The organism is Rhizobium sp. CRRU65 (genome assembly GCF_048551595.1).
In the GTDB taxonomy this organism is placed as follows: Bacteria; Pseudomonadota; Alphaproteobacteria; order Rhizobiales; family Rhizobiaceae; genus Rhizobium; species Rhizobium leguminosarum_J.
In genome coordinates this window covers 19,360-37,925 of the sequence record NZ_JBLYZH010000022.1, presented here as the reverse complement: position 1 = coordinate 37,925, position 18,566 = coordinate 19,360, and the positions used below count along the sequence as shown (strand labels likewise).

Sequence of the window (18,566 nt, the reverse complement as noted above, 5' to 3'; positions counted from 1 at the left end):
CAGCGTTTTGGCCATCCCCTGTTTGCCCAGGCGATGAGCCAGTCATGGAGATGTGCTGCCCGCATTGAACGCTTTCAGTTGCGCGCCGGCTGCAGCCGACGGAAAATCCGCTCGATCTGGGCAACAGCGGCAAAAAAGACGATGCCGGAGAAAGAGGCGAGCACGACGGCGGCAAAAAGCCTTTCCGCCTGATAGTTGAATGTCGACTGGATGATCACTGCGCCCAGCCCCTGGTTCGAGCCGATCCACTCCCCGACGATGGCGCCGATCACACAGGTGGTTGCCGAAATGCGCAGCGACGCAAAGAGCAAGGGGACAGACCGTGGGGCGCGCAGGCGCCAGAACGTCTCCCACCGGCTCGCCGAAAGCACATGCATCAGGTCAAGCTCGCTCGCAGTCGCCAGATTGAGGCCGCGGGCGGTATTCACCAGGGTTGGGAAGAAGCAGATCAGAGCAGCAATGATGACCTTCGGAAGCATGCCGAGGCCGAAGATGAGGATGATGATCGGCGCGAGCGCCAGCACGGGGATGGTGTTGAAGAGCAGGACGACGGGAAAATAGGCGGCCTGGAACCGCGGATTATAAACAAAGGCAACCGCCAGGATCACGGCGAGACTATTGCCCAAGAGGAAGCCGAGGCCCGCCTCACCCCATGTCGGAACGGCATTCGACAGAAGGAAGCGCCATTCGATGCCAAGCGTGCGCAGGATCGCCAGCGGCGTTGGAACGATATAGGCCGGAATACCGAGCGCCGGCACCAGCCACTGCCAAGCGAGAATCAGCGAAAGGGCGCCGATAACAGGAAGGCCGATTGCCTCGGCGAATGACAACGGACGATGCATCATGCAGCCGAACTCCCCTGCTGCAACAAATGGCGCAGATGGGCGGCTGTCTCCTGGACATCGAGACTCTCGCGCCGACAGAGGCCGCGCTCGTCTTTCAGGGGCGCAAGATCGATCAACGCCTGGACGCGGCCCGGATTGGCCGCCAGCACCAGCACGCGTCCGCCGAGATAGATCGCCTCGACGACGCTGTGGGTGACGAACAGGATGGTCGTGCCGGTCCGGCGCCAGACGTCCAGAAGCTCGTCGTTCAGTCGTTCGCGGGTGATCTCGTCGAGCGCACCGAAGGGTTCGTCCATGAGCAGGATATCCGGCTGGCATTGAAGCGCGCGCGCAATGGCGACACGCTGGCGCTGGCCCCCGGACAGTTGATGCGGATAGCGGTCGGCCAGATGCGACAGGCCGACCAGTTCGATCCAGTGGTCGGGCCGCGGATCGACCGATCGCGAGACGCTGTTCTTCCCCACCTGCAGCGGCAGCGCGACATTCTCTTTCACGGTCCGCCACGGCAGCAGCGTTGCGTCCTGAAAGACGAAGGCGACCTCGCGCCGCCGGCGCGCCTCCGACGCTGTCCTGCCGAGCACCGACAGCCGCCCGTCAAGCGGCGGGAGAAGATCCGCCACGGCACGCAGCAAGGTCGACTTGCCGCAGCCAGAGGGACCGAGAATGGTCAGAAACTCGCCCCTGCCGACGCTGAGGTCGACGCCGGACAGAATGCGGGTCGTCTCGACAGCGCCGGCATAACCGACAGCCAGATCCTTGGTTTCGATGGCCGCTGCTTCAGGCAAATCCGCTCTCACGCAATCTTCGGGCGGTCGTCCGCCGTCATGTCCAGGATTTTGGCCGTATAGCAGTCCTCCAGCTTCGGCGCGCCGCTCTTGAACTGGCCGATCTTGTCGTAGACGGAAATCTGTTCGGCAAGCGCCGCCGGATCGAAACTGCCCCAGCCATCCTTACCGGTTGCTGCGTCGAAGCTCAGCGACAATATGCGCGGTATCGTCTTCAGCTCCACGGCAAGGTCGAGCTGCGGATAGGCCTCCACCGTCAATTTGACCGCCTCTTCGGGATGGTCATGCGTCCAGGCCCAACCCTTGGCGACCGCACGCAACACCTTTGCCAATGTCTCAGCATGGCCGGTCACGGCATCGTCGGTGGCAAAATAGACGTTGGCGTAGGACGGCAGGCCCGTGTCCTTCATTATCAGATCAATGCGGTCGGGGCCGATGATGGAAAGGGCTTGCGTGTTAGTGATCCATCCGGTCACTGCATCGACCTGACCGGTCATCAGCGGCGTCATGTCGAAGCCGATATTGGTGATGGTCAGGCTCGAGGGATCGATATTGTTCTTCAGCAGGATGGCATCAAGGACATAACGAGCCGTCGGCTGGATGCCGATGCGCTTGCCGATCATGTCCTTGACGGTGCGGATCGGCGCCTTGGGCAGCGAATAGAAGGCGAAAGGCGCCATGCGGAAACCGCAGGCGAAGATCTTGATCGGCACGCCGGATGACCTGGCAAGAAGAAGCTGTGCCGAATCCGAGAACTGGCCGAGCTGCGCATCACCCGTGATCACGGGCGGCACCGTTGCCGAATTGGGACCGCCAGGGGAAAACTCGACGTCGAGACCCTCGGCCTCGAACAGCCCACGCTTGACTGCGACGATATCGCCGATCTGTCCGTTGCTCATCAGCCAGTCATATTTGATGACGACCTTGGATGCGGCGGCTTTGGAGTGACGCGGCACGAACACGCTGATCCCTGCCGTCGCTGCAGCAAGGGCAAAGGCTCCGCCCTTCAGGACGGTACGCCTGCCGACCACGATTTGTTTGTCTTCCCCGTTCATTTGTTTGCCTTTCCCCTTGTTGGATTGTTGGACGACCGACCGATTGCGCTCGCTATTGCGGGCCGATGTCACCGATCGGGCCACCTGCGGACCACGCATAGATTTCCCAGAGATTGTCGTCAGGATCGGCGAAATAGACGCATCGCGCGTTCCAGACATAATCCTGCGGCGGCGCGTGGAAGAGCACGCCCGCAGCTTTCAGCTCCGCATAGGCAGCATCGACCTGCTCTGGCGAGGCGAGCTCGATGGCCGCGCAGGCCTTGTGCGCACCTTGCGGGGCACGGCGGCTTGAGACACCGGTATTCTCGGCGATATGCTCGATCTCCCAGAGCGCCAGCGTCACGCCCGCCCCTTTGAAATCGGCAAAGCCCGGAGCCCGGCGGCGCGGCTTGAAGCCAAGCCGCTCGACATAGAAGGCCGATGCTTTGTCGATGTCCTCGACTAAAAAGCAGATGTCGGTAATCGGATTGGTTTGGGCAAAAGCGGTCATATGGGCCTCCTGATGGGAAAAGCCTCGCAGACCGCAGCCTCAAGAGATTTCAAATTCGTGCGGTTGTCTTTCGCAAAGCTGCTGATCTGTCATCGGCAAGAGCCGGCTCAAAGACGGACCGAACGCTGGTATTCCTTCGGTGTCGCCCCCATCAGACGGCGAAAGACGCTGGAGAAATGCGCCTGGCTGGAAAAGCCTGTGGCATAAGCGATGTTTGCGAGCGTCTCCTTGCCATCGGCGAGGTAAAGCCGTGCTCGTTCGATCCTGCGTTCGAGAACGAAGCGATGCGGCGCCATGCCAGCCGCCCGTTTGAATTCCCGGCTGAAGTGAAAGGGGCTCATATGGGCCACCCCGGCCAGTTCCTCCACACTCAGATCGGATTTGCCAAGCAGGTTTTCGATGTAGTCGATCACCCGTCGAAGGTTCTCCGATGTCAGCGGACGATCGCCGGCTTCAGGTTTGGCGCCCAGCAGTTTTACAACGCAACAGGCGAGCGCCATCCCCAGATGCTGCATCAAAAGCGGGTCGTCGCGCCTGGTCTTCTCGGCGGCACATGCAAGGGAGAGCGCGACCTGCAGCGTTGTCGGATCAGTCGTCGCGCTGAGCGCATCACTATCCCAATGCTCGGAATCGAAGCGAGAGCCGCCAATGCTGCTGTAGAGCGCAGGTGACTGGAAGATCGAGATATAATCCGCCGCATCGCCATCGACTTCAAGGACGGTGGCGGCCGGTTGAAATCCGAGGGTGAACGGCGGCCTCTCAACTTTGCGGAATGCCCCGCTTCCAAGCCGATAGGCATATTTGCCGTGCGCCGTGCGGTTGATCGAAATTCGATGAAGGGAGCCCCTCGAAACCATTTGCCCCGCGGCGCTACGATAGGTCTCGACAATCATGTCGCGTTGAACGAAAGCCTTGTAGCCTCCAAGGGATGGCCGGCTTATTGAGAAAATCTGCGGGTCGATATCGGGCATTGTTTCATTCTCCCTGGCAGGGGAGAGGCAAGTTGCGCGCCAAGTGGAGCGAAGCTTCGCGCTGGATATCAACGTCGCAGCATAAAACCCGACGGTGCCCCGTTAAATCGTGATTTTACGCCTGCTGTCGCGCCACACGGCACCGCGGCCCGGCAGGAGTTCGCCTTCGGCAAATTTGCTCGCATGCGCAAGAATTATGCAGTGCATGTTCTTCTTGATCGGTGGCTGCAGACTCATCGACCGCTCTGAAAACCGCCGAGGCCTCCGGAATCATCCCTGGTCGCGGGAAACCGCGGCCAGGGAAGAGCTTTCGTTTTGTCCACTCTTTCCCCCGGAGATCGTTCTTTTGGAAATTCGTTCCTATCCATCCGCATTAATCCATTTAATCTATAGACATAATTAATTGGAGAGAAATTGCGATGAATATCGAAAAGTCTGAAAACGGTCTCGGAAGACGAGAGCTGCTGAAACTGTCCGCCGCGGCCGGGGTCGCCGTCGCCGGTGCATCGCTCATCGGACAGAAGTCGGCTTTTGCCGCGGGCGAAGAACTGTCGCTGAAAGGCAAGCGCATCGCCATCAGCGCAACCGGCACCGATCACTTCTTCGACCTGCAGGCCTATAATGCCCAGATCGAGGAGGTAAAGCGCCTCGGTGGCGAGCCGATCGCCGTCGATGCCGGACGCAATGACGGCAAGCTCGTCTCGCAGCTGCAGACGCTGATTGCCCAGAAGCCGGATGCGATCGTTCAGATCCTTGGAACGCTCAGCGTCATCGATCCCTGGCTGAAGAAGGCGCGCGATGCCGGGATCCCGGTTCTGACCGTCGACGTCGGTTCGACCAATTCGATCAACAACACCACCTCCGATAACTGGGGCATCGGCAAGGACCTGGCGCTGCAGCTCGTCTCCGATATTGGCGGCGAAGGCAATATCGTCGTCTTCAACGGCTTCTACGGCGTAACCCCCTGCGCGATCCGCTACGACCAGCTGGTCAATGTCGTCAAATATTTCCCGAAGGTCAAAATCCTCCAGCCGGAACTGCGCGACGTCATCCCGAATACCGTGCAGGACGCCTTCACGCAGATCACGGCGATCCTCAACAAGTATCCGGAAAAGGGTTCGATCAAGGCGATCTGGTCGGCCTGGGACATTCCGCAGCTTGGCGCGACCCAGGCCTTGGCGGCCGCCGGGCGGACCGAGATCCGCACCTACGGTGTCGATGGCAGCCCGGAAGTGCTCCAGCTCATCGCCGATCCGAATTCGCCAGCCGGTGCCGATGTCGCCCAGCAGCCGGCGGAAATCGGCCGCACCGCCATCCGCAACGTCGCCAAGCTGCTCGCCGGCCAGACGCTGCCGCGCGAGACCTATGTTCCGGCACTGCTCGCCAACAAGGCCAATGTCGGCGAAGTCACCAAGAAGCTCGGCATCGGCTGACACTGAACACGAGCGGTCCGGTCATCGCCGGATCGCTCGCAATCTGCCCGCCCGGAGAGATCGATATGACGGCCATTTCGTTGAAGCCGCCGGTGACGGCCCGCGACGACATCATCCGCTTTGAAGGCATCGTCAAGCATTTCGGCGGTGCGCAGGCGCTTGCCGGTGCGTCGCTGATCGTCAGGCGCGGCACCATCCACGGTCTCGTCGGCCAGAACGGCGCCGGCAAGTCGACGCTGATCAAACTGCTGGCCGGTCTTCATCAGCCGGATGGCGGCCGGATCGAGATCGAAGGGCAAACATTCGACAGGCTGACACCGCATCTTGCCGAAGAGCTCGGTATCCATTTCATTCACCAGGACCGGCTGTTGGTGCCGACCTTCACCGTCGGCGAAGCTCTGTTCCTTGGCCGGGAACCGCGGATATCGGGCACACCGTTCCTCGACCGGCGACTGATGCAACGTCGCGCGTCTGATATTCTCAACGACTATTTCGGTATCCGGTTGCCGAACGCCGCCTTGATCAGCGAATTGTCGACTGCCGAAAAGCAGATCGTGCAAATCACCCGCGCGCTCCTCAATCAGCCGAAGGTGCTCGTCTTCGATGAGCCGACGGCCGCACTGGTGCGCCGCGAGGCCGATATCCTCTTCCGGTTGATCCGCCGTCTGCGCGACGAAGGCGTCACCATCATCTATATCTCGCATTACCTGAACGAAATCGAAGAGCTCTGCGACCACGTCACCGTGCTGCGCAATGGGCTGGACGTCGCCTCCCTGCCGATCGGGGAGACCTCGGCTGGCGCGATTGCGCGGCTGATGGTCGAACGCGACATCAAGGAGATGTTTCCGAAGCCGCAGGTGACGCCCGGCGCGGAAATCCTCAAGGTCGAGCAGCTGTCGGCGCCGGGGAAATATAGCGACATCAGTTTCACGCTTCGCCGCGGCGAGGTGCTTGGCCTCACCGGCCTGCTCGGCTCCGGCGCAAAGGAGCTGGTCCGCACTCTCTTCGGTCTGGAGACCCCGGCTTCCGGCCATATCGAAATCAGTGGCAAGGCTGCCCGTTTCACCAATCCCACCCAGGCGGCCGGCCGCGAGATCGCCCTGGTGCCGGAAGATCGGCGTCGCCACGGCGTCGCGCTCGACCTCAGCGTCGCGGAAAATATCAGTCTTTCCAGCCTTGGCCGCTTCACGCGTTTTGGCTTTCTCGATCGCAGACGCGAACAGCAAGAAGTGGACGCTCTGATTACGCGGCTTCAGGTGAAGACCAATGGGCGGGACGCCCTGCTGCGCACGCTTTCGGGCGGCAACCAGCAGAAGGTGGCCATCGCCAAGTGGCTGAGCCGCCGTTCCGAGGTCTATCTCCTCGACGAGCCGACTGTTGGAGTCGATATCGGCTCCAAGGTCGAGATCTATACGCTGATCGGCGAACTCGCGTCGCGCGGCGCCGGCGTCATCGTGCTGTCTTCGGACCTGCCCGAACTCGTCGGCATCACAGATCGCATCCTCGTGCTCTTCCGCGGCCGCGTGGCGCGGGAATTCATCTCGTCGGAGACCACGGCGGATGCGGTGCTCGCTCAATCGACCGGATCATCCGAGGGACATCGCCATGTCGGCTGAAGTGGAATTCGCGCCTTCCGGTTTTTCCGCTGCGGAACGGCCTCCCCGACGGGCCGGCAATATTGCAGCGACCGCGTTGCGCTTCGGATCGCCGATCGCATTCGCCGCCATCCTGATCATCTTCTCGCTGACCGCACCCTATTTCCTCAGCATCGGCAATATCGGCAATGTGCTTGGCCAATCGGCCATCTCAGGTGTGCTTGCCATCGGTCTGACGATCGTGCTGATCGCCGGCGGCTCCAATGTCGTCACCGGTGGCATCGACCTGTCGCTGGCTGCCAATATGGGTCTCAGCGCCGCCGTCTATGCGAGCCTGACGCAGCTCGGCTACGGCGATGCGGCGGCAATTGCCGCGACAATCTTGACCGGTGCCCTGATCGGCACGGTCAATGCCATTGCCGTTGTCTATGCCGGCATCGTGCCGCTGCTGGCCACGCTTGCCGTCATGAACGTCGTCGCCGGCCTGGAGTTGGTGCTGACCGGCAATACCGTCCTGCCCGCCTCGACACCATTCCTGTCGGCGCTTTCCGCCTCGGATCCTTTCGGCATCCCGGTTCTTGCCTATGTGCTCCTCGGCTTCACGGCCATCACCACGGCGATCGTTCAATATAGTCCGCTCGGCCTGCGTCTCTACGCCGTCGGTGAGTTTCCGGATGCGGCGCGTGCCGCCGGTCTGCCGCTTCGCCGGCTGCTGGCCGGCGCCTTCCTCGCCAGCGGCGTCTCGGGCGGCATCGCAGGCATCCTGTCGGTTTCCTATCTGAGCGGCAGCACGACCGGCGCCGGCGAGATGCTATTGCCCGTCGTCGTGACGGCCCTCCTCGGCTCGGTCTTTTCGCGCCGGCTGGTTCCGACGATCACCGGGACGCTGCTTTCGGCCCTTTTGGTCGGCTTCCTGGTCAATGGTTTCCAGCTGCTGAACATTTCGAGCACGCTGGTCAGCGGCGTCCAGGGCGTGCTCATTCTCATCGTCGTTTCTGCGACCACGCTGCTGCGCCGGCAGGAGGCCTGACCATGTCGCTCCAGACCCCTCCCCCCGCCAGCATCGACTTGCCGCGTCTCATCGCCGGCGGCCTGGTGCGCTATGGGCTGATCCTCGCCCTGGTTGCGGTGTTTGCCGCCTTCTCCGTGGCAACCCCGACTTTCCTGACGCCTGCCAACCTGCAGAGCATTCTGGTCAACAATTTCACGCTGCTGGCTATCGTCTCGGTCGCCATGACCTTCGCCGTCGCATCGGGTGGCATCGATCTTTCGGTGGGAACGGCGATGGATTTTGCCAGCTTCGCCTTCGTTTCGCTCGTCGTCGCCGGGCAGCCGGTGGCAGTCGCCGCCCTCGCGGGACTGGCCGCCGGAGCGTTCGTAGGCGCCTTCAACGCGCTCTTGATTTCCGGGATCGGCGTGTCGCCGTTCCTCGCCACGCTCGGCACCCTGTTCATCGGCCGCAGCGTTCAGCAGTTGCTGACCAATGGCGGCAATCCGGTCTATTTGCCGCCGAACGGCGTGCCGGAAGCCTTCCGTTTTCTCGGCCACGGCACGATCGCCGGCATTCCGGTGCCGCTTGCCGCCGCCATCGTCGTCATCGCGGCCGCTGCCGTTGTCTTTGCCCGCACGCGTTTCGGCCGCGTCATCCTGTCGATCGGCATCCAGCCGGGCGTCGTGCGCTATTCCGGCATCGCCGCGCCGGCCCATGTCGCGGTGACTTTCATCCTGGTCGGGTTGATCGCGGCAATCGCCGGCCTGATCCTGACCGCAACCGTCACCACCTACATCCCCTCCTCGGGCAATGCCTTCCTGCTGAATGCGATCGGCGCGACCTTCATCGGCACCACGCTCAGCCCACTCGGACGGCCGAATGTCGGCGGGACCGTTCTCGGCGCGCTGCTGCTCAGCATCGTCGCCAATGGCTTGCTGCTGACCGATCTGAATTTCTACTGGCAGCAGGTCGGCACGGGAACGCTGATCTTCGCCGTGCTCGCCCTGAGCTTCATCAATAGAAAGCCCGCCGGCGCGTAAGAGCGGGAAGCGGCTCTATCCCGCGGAGGCGTCCGAAATCATTCTGGAGACGGCATTCTTCCAGCCGATGATCTTGCCCTGCCGCTCGGTCTCATCCATCGAAGGGCTGAAGCGGCGGTCGCAGGCCCAGGCCTGCGCAAAATCCCGCTTGCCTGGCCAGATGCCGGCTTTCGAACCGGCGAGCCAGGCTGCGCCCAGCGCCGTCGTCTCGCGGATCGCCGAGCGGTCGACAGGATTTCCGGTCATGTCGGCCAGGCACTGCATCGTCCAATCCGAAGCCGCCATGCCGCCATCGACGCGCAGCACCGTTTCCAGCTGGTTGACGCCCCAGTCCTTCTTCATCGCCACCAGCAGATCGAGCGTCTGGTAGGCGACGGATTCAAGCACGGCGCGGGCAAATTCCGCCGGCCCGCTGTTTCGTGTCAGACCGAAGATCGCGCCACGCGCGGCCGGATCCCAATAGGGCGCGCCGAGACCGGTGAAGGCCGGAACGATGTAGACCTGCTGTCCGGGATCGGCCTTGGCGGCAAGCACCCCCGCCTCGGATGCCTGGCCGATGATGCCGAGGCCGTCGCGCAGCCATTGCACGGCGGCACCGGCGATGAAGATCGAGCCTTCGAGCGCATAGGTCGTCTCGCCGTCGAGCCGGCAGGCGATCGTCGTCAGCATCCGGTTGGAAGAGGAAACACGATCCCGGCCGGTGTTCAGCAGGGCAAAGCAGCCGGTGCCATAGGTGGATTTCATCATGCCGGGCTCGAAGCAGGCATTGCCCATCGCCGCCGCCTGCTGGTCGCCGGCGACACCCAGGATCGGAAGCTCCGCACCGAACAGCGCCTTGTCGACGCGGCCGAAATCATCGGCACATTCCCTGACGTCAGGAAGCATGGCGGCCGGAATGCGAAGAATGCCGAGAAGCTCCTCATCCCAGGCGCCGTCATCGATATTGTAGAGCAGCGTCCTCGATGCATTGGTCGCATCGGTGGCATGCACGCGTCCATCAGTCAAATTGTAGATCAGCCAGCTGTCGATCGTGCCGAAGCAGACATCGCCCACTTCCGCCTTCTCACGTAGGCCATCGACATTGTCGAGCAGCCAGCGCAGCTTCGTTCCGGAGAAATAAGGGTCGAGCAGCAGCCCGGTCTTGGCGCTGAACAGCTTCTCGTATCCATCGGCCTTCAGGCTCTCGCACATTTCGGCCGTGCGCCTGTCCTGCCAGACGATCGCGTGGTGAAGCGGTGTCCCGGACCTGCGATCCCAGACGACCGCAGTCTCGCGCTGATTAGTAATGCCGATCGCGGCAATGTCGGCGGCATCAAGTCCGGCATCGGCGATCGCCTTGCGCACAGTATCGACGACGGACTGCCAGATTTCGGCAGCGTCGTGCTCCACCCATCCGGGCTGCGGATAATATTGAGTGATCTCCGCCTGCGCCGAGCCGGCCATTTTCATGTCGCTGTCGAAGACGATCGCGCGCGAGGAGGTCGTGCCCTGGTCGATTGAAAGAATATAGCCGCTCATATCCGTCTCCGGCTCGCGCGAAACCGCTCCTGCCGAGGACAGCAGGACGCGGACGTTTCATGAGAGAAAGATTGTGGGTGCCACCGGCTTGTTGCCGGTGGCAGGAAGTGATGGCCGGAAGCCCCGTCGCTTCCGGCCGGGTCCGCCTTACTTCGACTGCCAGCTCTTGACGAGTTCGTCGTAGTTGACCGTGACCGGCTTTTCCTTCTCGTTCTCGATTTTCAGCTGCGGCGCAAGGTTGCCCTTCTTCACCGCATCCGCGTTCCAATAAGCGAGGTCTTGCTCTTCAGCGAGTTTCGGGCCGATATCGCCCTGGACGCCCGATTTCTCGATACGTCCCATGACCTTCTCCTGCTCGCCGCAAAGAGAATCCATGGCTTCCTGCGGCGTCTTGGCGCCGGCAGCGGCGTCACCGATAGCCTGCCACCAAAGCTGAGCCAGCTTCGGATAGTCGGGGACGTTGGTGCCGGTTGGCGACCACTGAACACGCGCAGGCGAACGATAGAACTCGATCAGACCGCCGAGCTTCGGAGCGCGCTCCGTAAAGCTCTTGTCGCGAATGGTGGATTCGCGGATGAAGGTGAGACCGAGCTGGCTCTTCTTCACGTCAATCGTCTTCGAGGTCACGAACTGTGCATAGAGCCACGCGGCTTTTGCACGGTCCGTCGGGGTCGATTTCATCAGCGTCCAGGAACCGACGTCCTGATAGCCAAGCTTCATGCCGTCTTTCCAGTAAACGCCATGCGGGCTCGGTGCCATACGCCATTTCGGCGTACCGTCTTCGTTCATGACAGGCAGGCCAGGCTTGACCATGTCTGCGGTGAACGCGGTGTACCAGAAGATCTGCTGCGCGACGTTACCCTGCGCCGGCACCGGACCGGATTCCGAGAAGGTCATGCCCTGAGCTTCCGGCGGTGCGTAAGCCTTCAACCAATCGAGATACTTCTGGATCGAATAGACCGATGCAGGGCCGTTGGTATCGCCGCCACGCGCGACGCACGAACCGACGGGACGCGAATTCTCGTCGACCTTGATGCCCCACTCATCGACCGGAAGACCGTTCGGCAGACCCTTGTCACCATTGCCGGCCATCGACAGCCAGGCGTCGGTGAAGCGCCAGCCGAGCGACGGGTCCTTCTTGCCGTAATCCATATGGCCGAAGACCTTCTTGCCGTTGACGTCACGGCCGGTAAAGAATTCGGCAATGTCCTCATAGGCCGACCAGTTGACCGGAACGCCGAGATCGTAGCCGTATTTCGCCTTGAAATCGGCCTTGTTCTTCTCGTCGTTGAACCAGTCGTAACGGAACCAGTAGAGGTTGGCGAACTGCTGGTCGGGAAGCTGGTAGAGCTTCTTGTCCGGCGCTGTCGTGAACTTGGTGCCGATGAAGTCGTCGATATCGAGGCCGGGGTTGGTAACGTCCTTGCCTTCGCCGGCCATCCAGTCGGTCAGGTTGCGCACCTGCTGATAGCGCCAGTGGGTGCCGATCAAGTCGGAGTCGTTGACCCAGCCGTCATACAGGTTCTGCCCGGTCTGCATCTGCGTCTGGATCTTCTCGACAACGTCACCCTCTTGAATGACGTCGTGCGTGACCTTTATCCCGGTAATCGCAGTAAAGGCCGGAGCCAGAACCTCGGACTCATACTTGTGGGTGGTCAAGGTTTCCGAAACAACCTTGATGTCCATCCCCTGGAAAGGCTTCGCAGCATCGATGAACCATTGCATTTCCTTTTCCTGGTCGGCGCGAGAGAGCGTCGACACGTCGCCGATCTCTTTATCCAGAAAAGTCTTTGCCTCGTCCATGCCGGCATAGGCCGACCCGGTCATGGCCAGCAGCACGGCTGCTGTCGTCGTCAATAAATGCCTTCGCATGATATCCTCCCAGGGTTTTGCGATTGCAGTCTTCACGTCTCAGGCGGCCAGAAAAACCCCGGCCATCTGCATCAGTTTGCCTCACACGTAACGGAATACGCCAACGGCGTAGACAACGGAGAGAGCGAGAGCCCACCAGAGGCTTGATCCAGCGAGACCAAGCCAGGCAAGATGGATAAAGGCGCTGCCGAGCAGCGAAAGGAAAAGCCGGTCACCGCGCGTCGTCTCGAAGCGCAGGATTCCGATCCGGGGATTGCCGCCCGGAGCGGCGTATTCCCAGACCCCCATGCCGATCAGCAGCAATGCGATAACGACGAAGAAAGTGGCCGTCGGCCAGGTCCACGCCATCCATGAAAAATCGGGAAGCGAAAAGCTCATCAAACCCTCCCCAGGGCGAAGCCCTTGGCGATGTAATTGCGCACAAACCAGATCACCAGCGCCCCTGGGATCAAGGTCAGAACACCCGCGGCGGCGAGCAAGCCCCAATCCATGCCGGATGCAGAGACGGTACGGGTCATGGTGGCAGCGATCGGCTTGGCGTCGGTCGTCGTCAGCGTTCGTGCGATCAGCAACTCGACCCAAGAGAACATGAAACAGAAGAAGCAGGCGACACCTATGCCGCTCGCAATCAGCGGCGTGAAGATCTTCAGGAAAAAGCGCGGGAACGAATAGCCATCGATATAGGCCGTTTCGTCGATTTCCTTCGGCACGCCGGACATGAAGCCTTCAAGGATCCAGACCGCAAGCGGCACGTTGAAGAGGCAATGCGCCAATGCCACGGCGATGTGCGTATCGATCAGCCCAAAGGCTGAGTAGAGCTGGAAGAACGGCAGGGCAAAGACCGCCGGCGGCGCCATCCGGTTCGTCAGCAACCAGAAGAAAAGATGCTTGTCACCAAGGAACCGATAACGGGAAAAGGCATAGGCCGCCGGCAGCGCGGCTGCCACCGAGATCACCATGTTGATCACGACATAGGTGATTGAATTGATGTAGCCGGAATACCACGCCTTCTCCGTGAAGATCGTCACGTAATTGGCGATCGTCGGGTTATGAGGATAAAGCGTCAGAGAATTGACGATTTCCGCGTTGGTCTTGAAGCTCATATTGACGAGCCAATAGATCGGCAGCAGGAGCACAATGATATAGATCGTCGGAACCACCCACCACCAGCGCGATTCCTCGCCGCGCCGGCGCATCAGACGGCTGACTTCATCGGAGGAGAGACCGCTTGCGACACTGGTAGCGCCAGAGATTTTTCGGCTCGCTGTCGTTTCGTTGGAGGCGCTCATTTCAATTCTCCGCGTCGTGGCTTGTCATGACGGTGTAGAACACCCACGAAAGCAGCAGGATGATCAGGAAATAGACCAGCGACATGGCAGCGGCCGGACCGAGGTCAAACTGTCCGAGGGCGGTCTTGACCAGATCGATCGACAGGAAAGTGGTCGCGTTGCCGGGACCGCCACCAGTGACGACAAAAGGCTCGGTGTAGATCATGAAACTATCCATGAAACGCAGCAGCACGGCGATCAGAAGAACGCGCTTCATCTTTGGCAGCTGGATATAGCGGAACACAGCCCAACGAGACGCACCGTCGATCTTGGCTGCCTGATAGAAAGCGTCCGGAATGGAAACGAGGCCTGCATAGCAAAGCAAGACGACCAGGCTCGTCCAGTGCCAGACATCCATGATGATGATCGTCACCCAGGCGTCGAACGGATCCTGCACATAGTTGTAATCGATGCCGATGGCATTGATGTAATAGCCAAACAAACCAATGTCGTTGCGGCCGAACACCTGCCAGATCGTGCCGACAACGTTCCACGGGATCAGCAGTGGTAGCGCCATCAGAACCAGGCATACCGGCACGCCGATGCCCGATTTCGGCATGTTGAGCGCAATGAAGATACCAAGCGGGATCTCAAGAGCGAGAATGATCAACGAAAAAATCAGGTTTCGCTGTAGAGCGGCCCAGAATCGGTCGGAATGCAGGATTTCGGTAAACCAGTCAGTTCCGTTCCAGAAGAACTGGTTGTTTCCGAAAGTGTCCTGAACGGAATAGTTCACAACCGTCATCAAGGGAATGACGGCCGAGAATGCCACCAGCACGAGGACCGGCAGGACCAGAAACCACGCTTTGTTGTTCCAGGTTTTTTCCATCATCAAGCCTCCGGTCCGGCGCGCCAAGAGTCGGCATAGATACTGATACCCGATGGCTCGAAGGTCACCCGCGGATCAGCCGGAATGTCCTCGTCCTCAGGGACGACGATCGCGATCGGCTGGCCGGCAAACTGCGCGCGGACGATCTTCTGCCGGCCGATATCTTCCACCTTGCTGACGGTCACAGGCATGCCCTCGCGGCCGACCCGAATAAACTCGGGCCGGATTCCAAGCTCTACCTTGGCCGCTGCCGAAGTCTTTGGCGCATAGTCGAGCGTCAGCGCATGCTCGCCGACCCGAACCGTGCGGCCTTCCACCTTGGCTGGCATGAAGTTCATGCCCGGAGAACCGATGAAGTAGCCGACGAAGGTATGACTCGGACGCTCGAAGAGCTCGGCCGGCGTGCCGATCTGCACGATCTCGCCATCGTACATCACCACGACTTTGTCGGCGAAGGTCAGCGCCTCCGTCTGGTCATGCGTGACATAGACCATGGTAAAACCGAACTGCTTATGCAGCCGCTTCAGCTGCGATCGCAGTACCCATTTCATATGCGGATCGATAACAGTGAGCGGCTCGTCGAAGAGAATCGCGTTCACATCCGAGCGCACGAGGCCGCGGCCGAGCGAAATCTTCTGCTTTTGGTCCGCCGTCAAACCGCGCGCGCGACGCTTGGCCCAGTCTGCAAGATCAATCATCTCCAATATTTCGCGGACACGACGATCAACATCAGGCTCCGCGACTCCGCGGTTTCGCAAGGGGAAAGCCAGATTGTCATAGACAGTCATCGTGTCGTAGATGACCGGAAACTGGAATACCTGCGCAATATTTCGCTGCTGCGTCGGCAGGTTCGTAACATCCTGTCCGTCAAAGAGAATTCGCCCTTCGGAGGGCTGAATAAGGCCCGAAATGATATTGAGCAGCGAGGTCTTTCCGCAGCCTGAAGGTCCGAGCAGCGCATAGGCACCGCCATCGTTCCACTCGTGGTGCACTTCCTTGAGAGCGTAGTCCTTCTCGCTCTTCGGGTTCGGCCCATAGGCATGTCGAATATGATCGAGGGTGATACGTGCCATGATCTTCTCCTAGCCCCTCTGCCTAGCAGTGGTGATCGCCCGGCCGTCCGCGCCGAACGCCATAAGGTGGCGCGTATCGATGAAAACGGAGAGATCCGTGTCCGGGTCGACATTGAGGATGCCGTGCGCAAGCATCACCCAGCGGGTGTCGGCAAATTGCAGATGCACGAAACTTTCCGACCCGGTGATCTCCGAAATCTGTGTCCGTGCTGTCAGCCGCGCCGAATCAGCCGTCTGGGCGGTTGGTGCAAGATGATGGGGGTGAAACGCGATCGTTGCCGGCCCGTCTGGCACATTCTGAAGATGCCGCGGCACGGCAAAAATCACAGCGCCGTCGCGCAGGAAATTGCCTGCCGATTTGATTAGATCAATAAAATTCAGCGGCGGATCGGCAAAGGTTTTCGCCGTCGTCAGATCGAGCGGATTGCGATAGACCTCGACCGTCGGGCCAAACTGGGTGATCCGGCCCTCGCTGAGCGTTGCCGTATTGCCGCCCAGCAACAAGGCTTCGGAGGGTTCCGTCGTGGCATAAACGAAGATCGCGCCGGACTGGGCGAAAATGCGCGGCAATTCCTGCCGCAGTTCCTCGCGCAGCTTGTAGTCGAGGTTGGCCAGCGGCTCGTCCATCAAAACAAGGCTCGCATTCTTCACGAGTGCACGGGCAAGCGCCGTGCGCTGCTGCTGGCCGCCCGAGAGGTTAAGCGGCGTGCGATCGAGATAAGGCCCGAGTTTCAGAAGTTCGGCAGCCTTGCGTACCTCCAGATCGATGATCTTGGCATCCTTGCCGGCAATCCGCAGCGGCGAGGCAATATTCTCGTAGACCGTCAATGCCGGATAATTGATGAACTGTTGGTAGACCATGGCGACGTTGCGCTTCTGCACCGGCATGCCGGTGACGTCAGTGCCGTCGAAATGGATGGAGCCGCCTGTGGGACGGTCAAGCCCCGCCATCAGTCGCATCAGCGACGTTTTACCCGCGAGCGTCGGCCCGAGCAGGACGTTCAGCGTGCCCCGCTCGAGAACCAGATCGGTCGGATAGATATGATAATCCGCGCCCACCATCTTGGCGGCGTTTCGCAATTCCAGCATTCCGATTCCCGTGCCTCCACGCAGCGGGGACCACATGGCTCCTACCCGGCCATCGCCGGCATGGCAGCCATGTACTCCTCCAGTGACTGGGCCTGCTCTTTCGAAAGGCGCAGACCATCCTTTGTTCTCCTCCACAGCACGTCTTCGGCGTGCCGGGCCCATTCATGTTCGACGAGATAGGTGACCTCTGCCTCGTAGAGATCGCCACCGAACAGCCGTCCGAGATCATCGATGCCGCTGGCATCGCCAAGCAGCGCCTCGGCCCTGGTGCCATAGCGGCGCACCAGCCTGCGGGCATGCCGATCGGCGAGGAACGAATAACGCCGCTTCAGCTTGGCGACCTCCGCCTCGTAACCCTTGACCGCGAAGTCGCCACCCGGCAGATGGCTTTTGGCCGTCCACGGGGCGCCTTTGGCGCCGATCGCAGCGCCGATCTTCTCCAGCGCATGTTCGGAAAGCCGGCGATAGGTGGTGAGCTTGCCGCCGAAGACGTTGAGCAGCGGCGCCGCGGCACCTTCGCCTTCCAGCTTCAGCACATAGTCGCGCGTCGCCTCCTGCGCCTTCGAGGCGCCGTCGTCATACAGCGGCCTGACGGCCGAATAGGTCCAGACGATATCCTCCGGCCTGACGGACTCCTTGAAATATTCCGACGCCGCATTGCAGAGGTAGACCGTCTCCTCCTCCGAAATCCTGACATCCCTCGGATCGGCGGTGTAGTCGCGGTCGGTGGTACCGATCAGGGTAAAGTCGCCCTCGTAGGGGATGGCGAAGATGATGCGGTTGTCAGGATTCTGGAAGAAATAGGCTCTCGCATCGTCGAACTTCTTCTTCACGACGATATGGCTGCCCTGGACGAGGCGGACGTGGTGGGCTTCGTTCTGGCCGAAGGCGGAACGGATGACATGGTCGACCCAAGGACCGGCGGCATTGACCAGCATGCGGGCCTGATGGCTGTCATTGCGGCTAGTGACGGTATCGGTGGTCTCTATATGCCACAGGCCATTCTCGCGCCTTGCCGACACCACCTTGGTGCGCGGCATGATGGTCGCGCCTTTGTCGGCGGCGTCGCGGGCGTTCAGCACAACCATGCGGGCATCGTCGACCCAGCCGTCGGAATATTCGAAGGCCTTGGAAAACAGCGCCTTCAGCGGCCTGCCGGCCGGATCGCTGCGCATGTCGAGAACGGATGTCGGCGGCAGCAGCTTACGGCCGCCGAGATGGTCGTAGAGGAAGAGGCCGAGCCGGATCAGCCAGGCCGGACGGATGCCGCCCTTGTGGTAGGGCAGCACGAAACGCAGCGGCCAGATGATGTGCGGCGCCATCGCCCAGAGAATCTCGCGCTCCATCAGCGATTCACGCACCAGGCGAAATTCGTAATGCTCGAGGTAACGCAGGCCGCCATGGATCAACTTGGTGGCGCCCGACGAGGTACCCGAAGCAAAATCGTTCATCTCGGCCAATGCGACGGAATAACCCCGCCCCACAGCATCACGCGCGATCCCGCAGCCGTTGATGCCGCCGCCGATGACGAATATGTCGTGAATCTCCCGGCTCATTCCCCCTCCGAGACTGCCATTGATTTCGCATCGCACAAAACTTGCGCAATTGCGAAAGTAACATCAGTTAAAACGAAAGGAATACGAATGTCAAAC

17 protein-coding genes are annotated in these 18,566 nt (G+C 60.8%); 4 read left to right on the top strand and 13 right to left on the bottom strand.

Features of this window, described 5'->3' with window-relative positions; all coding sequences use genetic code 11:
• Window positions 1-74 precede the first annotated feature (74 nt).
• The 5 genes from ACM5SV_RS32375 to ACM5SV_RS32355 all read right to left on the bottom strand — a co-directional run bounded on the left by ACM5SV_RS32375 (window position 75) and on the right by ACM5SV_RS32355 (window position 4,146).
• Window positions 75-845 (bottom strand): ABC transporter permease, encoded by a 771-nt coding sequence (locus tag ACM5SV_RS32375; RefSeq protein ID WP_222005471.1) that lies wholly within the window; start codon window positions 843-845, stop codon window positions 75-77.
• Window positions 842-1,630 (bottom strand): ABC transporter ATP-binding protein, encoded by a 789-nt coding sequence (locus tag ACM5SV_RS32370; protein WP_020487141.1) that lies wholly within the window; start codon window positions 1,628-1,630, stop codon window positions 842-844. The genes ACM5SV_RS32375 and ACM5SV_RS32370 overlap by 4 nt, the downstream gene beginning before the upstream one ends.
• An 8-nt stretch (window positions 1,631-1,638) precedes the next feature.
• Window positions 1,639-2,685 (bottom strand): ABC transporter substrate-binding protein, encoded by a 1,047-nt coding sequence (locus tag ACM5SV_RS32365; protein ID WP_041935946.1) that lies wholly within the window; start codon window positions 2,683-2,685, stop codon window positions 1,639-1,641.
• Between the two features lie 52 nt (window positions 2,686-2,737).
• Window positions 2,738-3,175, bottom strand: coding sequence for a VOC family protein (locus ACM5SV_RS32360; protein ID WP_012760175.1), 438 nt, complete (start codon window positions 3,173-3,175; stop codon window positions 2,738-2,740).
• A gap of 107 nt (window positions 3,176-3,282) precedes the next feature.
• Window positions 3,283-4,146: a helix-turn-helix transcriptional regulator gene (locus tag ACM5SV_RS32355; RefSeq protein WP_222018061.1), complete on the bottom strand. Its 864-nt coding sequence runs from the start codon at window positions 4,144-4,146 to the stop codon at window positions 3,283-3,285.
• 419 nt (window positions 4,147-4,565) lie between these two features.
• On the opposite strand from ACM5SV_RS32355, the gene ACM5SV_RS32350 reads away from it, so the two are divergent.
• The 4 genes from ACM5SV_RS32350 (at window position 4,566) to ACM5SV_RS32335 (ending at window position 9,205) form a co-directional block, all read left to right on the top strand.
• Window positions 4,566-5,579, top strand: coding sequence for a sugar ABC transporter substrate-binding protein (locus ACM5SV_RS32350; protein ID WP_017997091.1), 1,014 nt, complete (start codon window positions 4,566-4,568; stop codon window positions 5,577-5,579).
• Between the two features lie 65 nt (window positions 5,580-5,644).
• The gene (locus tag ACM5SV_RS32345; RefSeq protein WP_017997090.1) at window positions 5,645-7,195 is read left to right on the top strand and encodes a sugar ABC transporter ATP-binding protein; all 1,551 of its coding nucleotides are present in this window, start codon (window positions 5,645-5,647) and stop codon (window positions 7,193-7,195) included.
• Window positions 7,185-8,204, top strand: a complete 1,020-nt coding sequence (locus ACM5SV_RS32340; protein WP_222018063.1) for an ABC transporter permease — start codon at window positions 7,185-7,187, stop codon at window positions 8,202-8,204. The genes ACM5SV_RS32345 and ACM5SV_RS32340 overlap by 11 nt, the downstream gene beginning before the upstream one ends.
• 2 nt (window positions 8,205-8,206) lie before the next feature.
• Entirely contained in the window at window positions 8,207-9,205 is a 999-nt protein-coding gene (locus tag ACM5SV_RS32335) for an ABC transporter permease (RefSeq protein ID WP_128449611.1), read from the top strand.
• 15 nt (window positions 9,206-9,220) lie between these two features.
• Here the strand turns inward: ACM5SV_RS32335 and glpK are convergent, their stop codons facing one another.
• The 8 genes from glpK to glpD all read right to left on the bottom strand — a co-directional run bounded on the left by glpK (window position 9,221) and on the right by glpD (window position 18,470).
• A complete protein-coding gene (gene glpK / locus ACM5SV_RS32330) occupies window positions 9,221-10,723 on the bottom strand; it encodes a glycerol kinase GlpK (RefSeq protein WP_012759891.1) in 1,503 nt (500 codons plus the stop codon).
• Window positions 10,724-10,870: 147 nt separating this feature from the next.
• The gene (locus ACM5SV_RS32325; protein ID WP_012759892.1) at window positions 10,871-12,595 is read right to left on the bottom strand and encodes an ABC transporter substrate-binding protein; all 1,725 of its coding nucleotides are present in this window, start codon (window positions 12,593-12,595) and stop codon (window positions 10,871-10,873) included.
• Window positions 12,596-12,676: 81 nt separating this feature from the next.
• A complete protein-coding gene (locus ACM5SV_RS32320; protein ID WP_003552210.1) occupies window positions 12,677-12,973 on the bottom strand; it encodes a DUF2160 domain-containing protein in 297 nt (98 codons plus the stop codon).
• Window positions 12,973-13,884, bottom strand: coding sequence for a carbohydrate ABC transporter permease (locus ACM5SV_RS32315; protein WP_012759893.1), 912 nt, complete (start codon window positions 13,882-13,884; stop codon window positions 12,973-12,975). The genes ACM5SV_RS32320 and ACM5SV_RS32315 overlap by 1 nt, the downstream gene beginning before the upstream one ends.
• Window position 13,885: 1 nt before the next feature.
• Window positions 13,886-14,752, bottom strand: a complete 867-nt coding sequence (locus ACM5SV_RS32310; RefSeq protein ID WP_012759894.1) for a carbohydrate ABC transporter permease — start codon at window positions 14,750-14,752, stop codon at window positions 13,886-13,888.
• A gap of 2 nt (window positions 14,753-14,754) precedes the next feature.
• Complete coding sequence (locus ACM5SV_RS32305; RefSeq protein ID WP_017997084.1) at window positions 14,755-15,825, bottom strand: ABC transporter ATP-binding protein; 1,071 nt, start codon at window positions 15,823-15,825, stop codon at window positions 14,755-14,757.
• Window positions 15,826-15,834: 9 nt separating this feature from the next.
• Window positions 15,835-16,914 (bottom strand): ABC transporter ATP-binding protein, encoded by a 1,080-nt coding sequence (locus ACM5SV_RS32300; protein WP_017997083.1) that lies wholly within the window; start codon window positions 16,912-16,914, stop codon window positions 15,835-15,837.
• 41 nt (window positions 16,915-16,955) lie between these two features.
• A complete protein-coding gene (gene glpD / locus ACM5SV_RS32295; RefSeq protein WP_419425477.1) occupies window positions 16,956-18,470 on the bottom strand; it encodes a glycerol-3-phosphate dehydrogenase in 1,515 nt (504 codons plus the stop codon).
• Window positions 18,471-18,566: the final 96 nt, after the last annotated feature.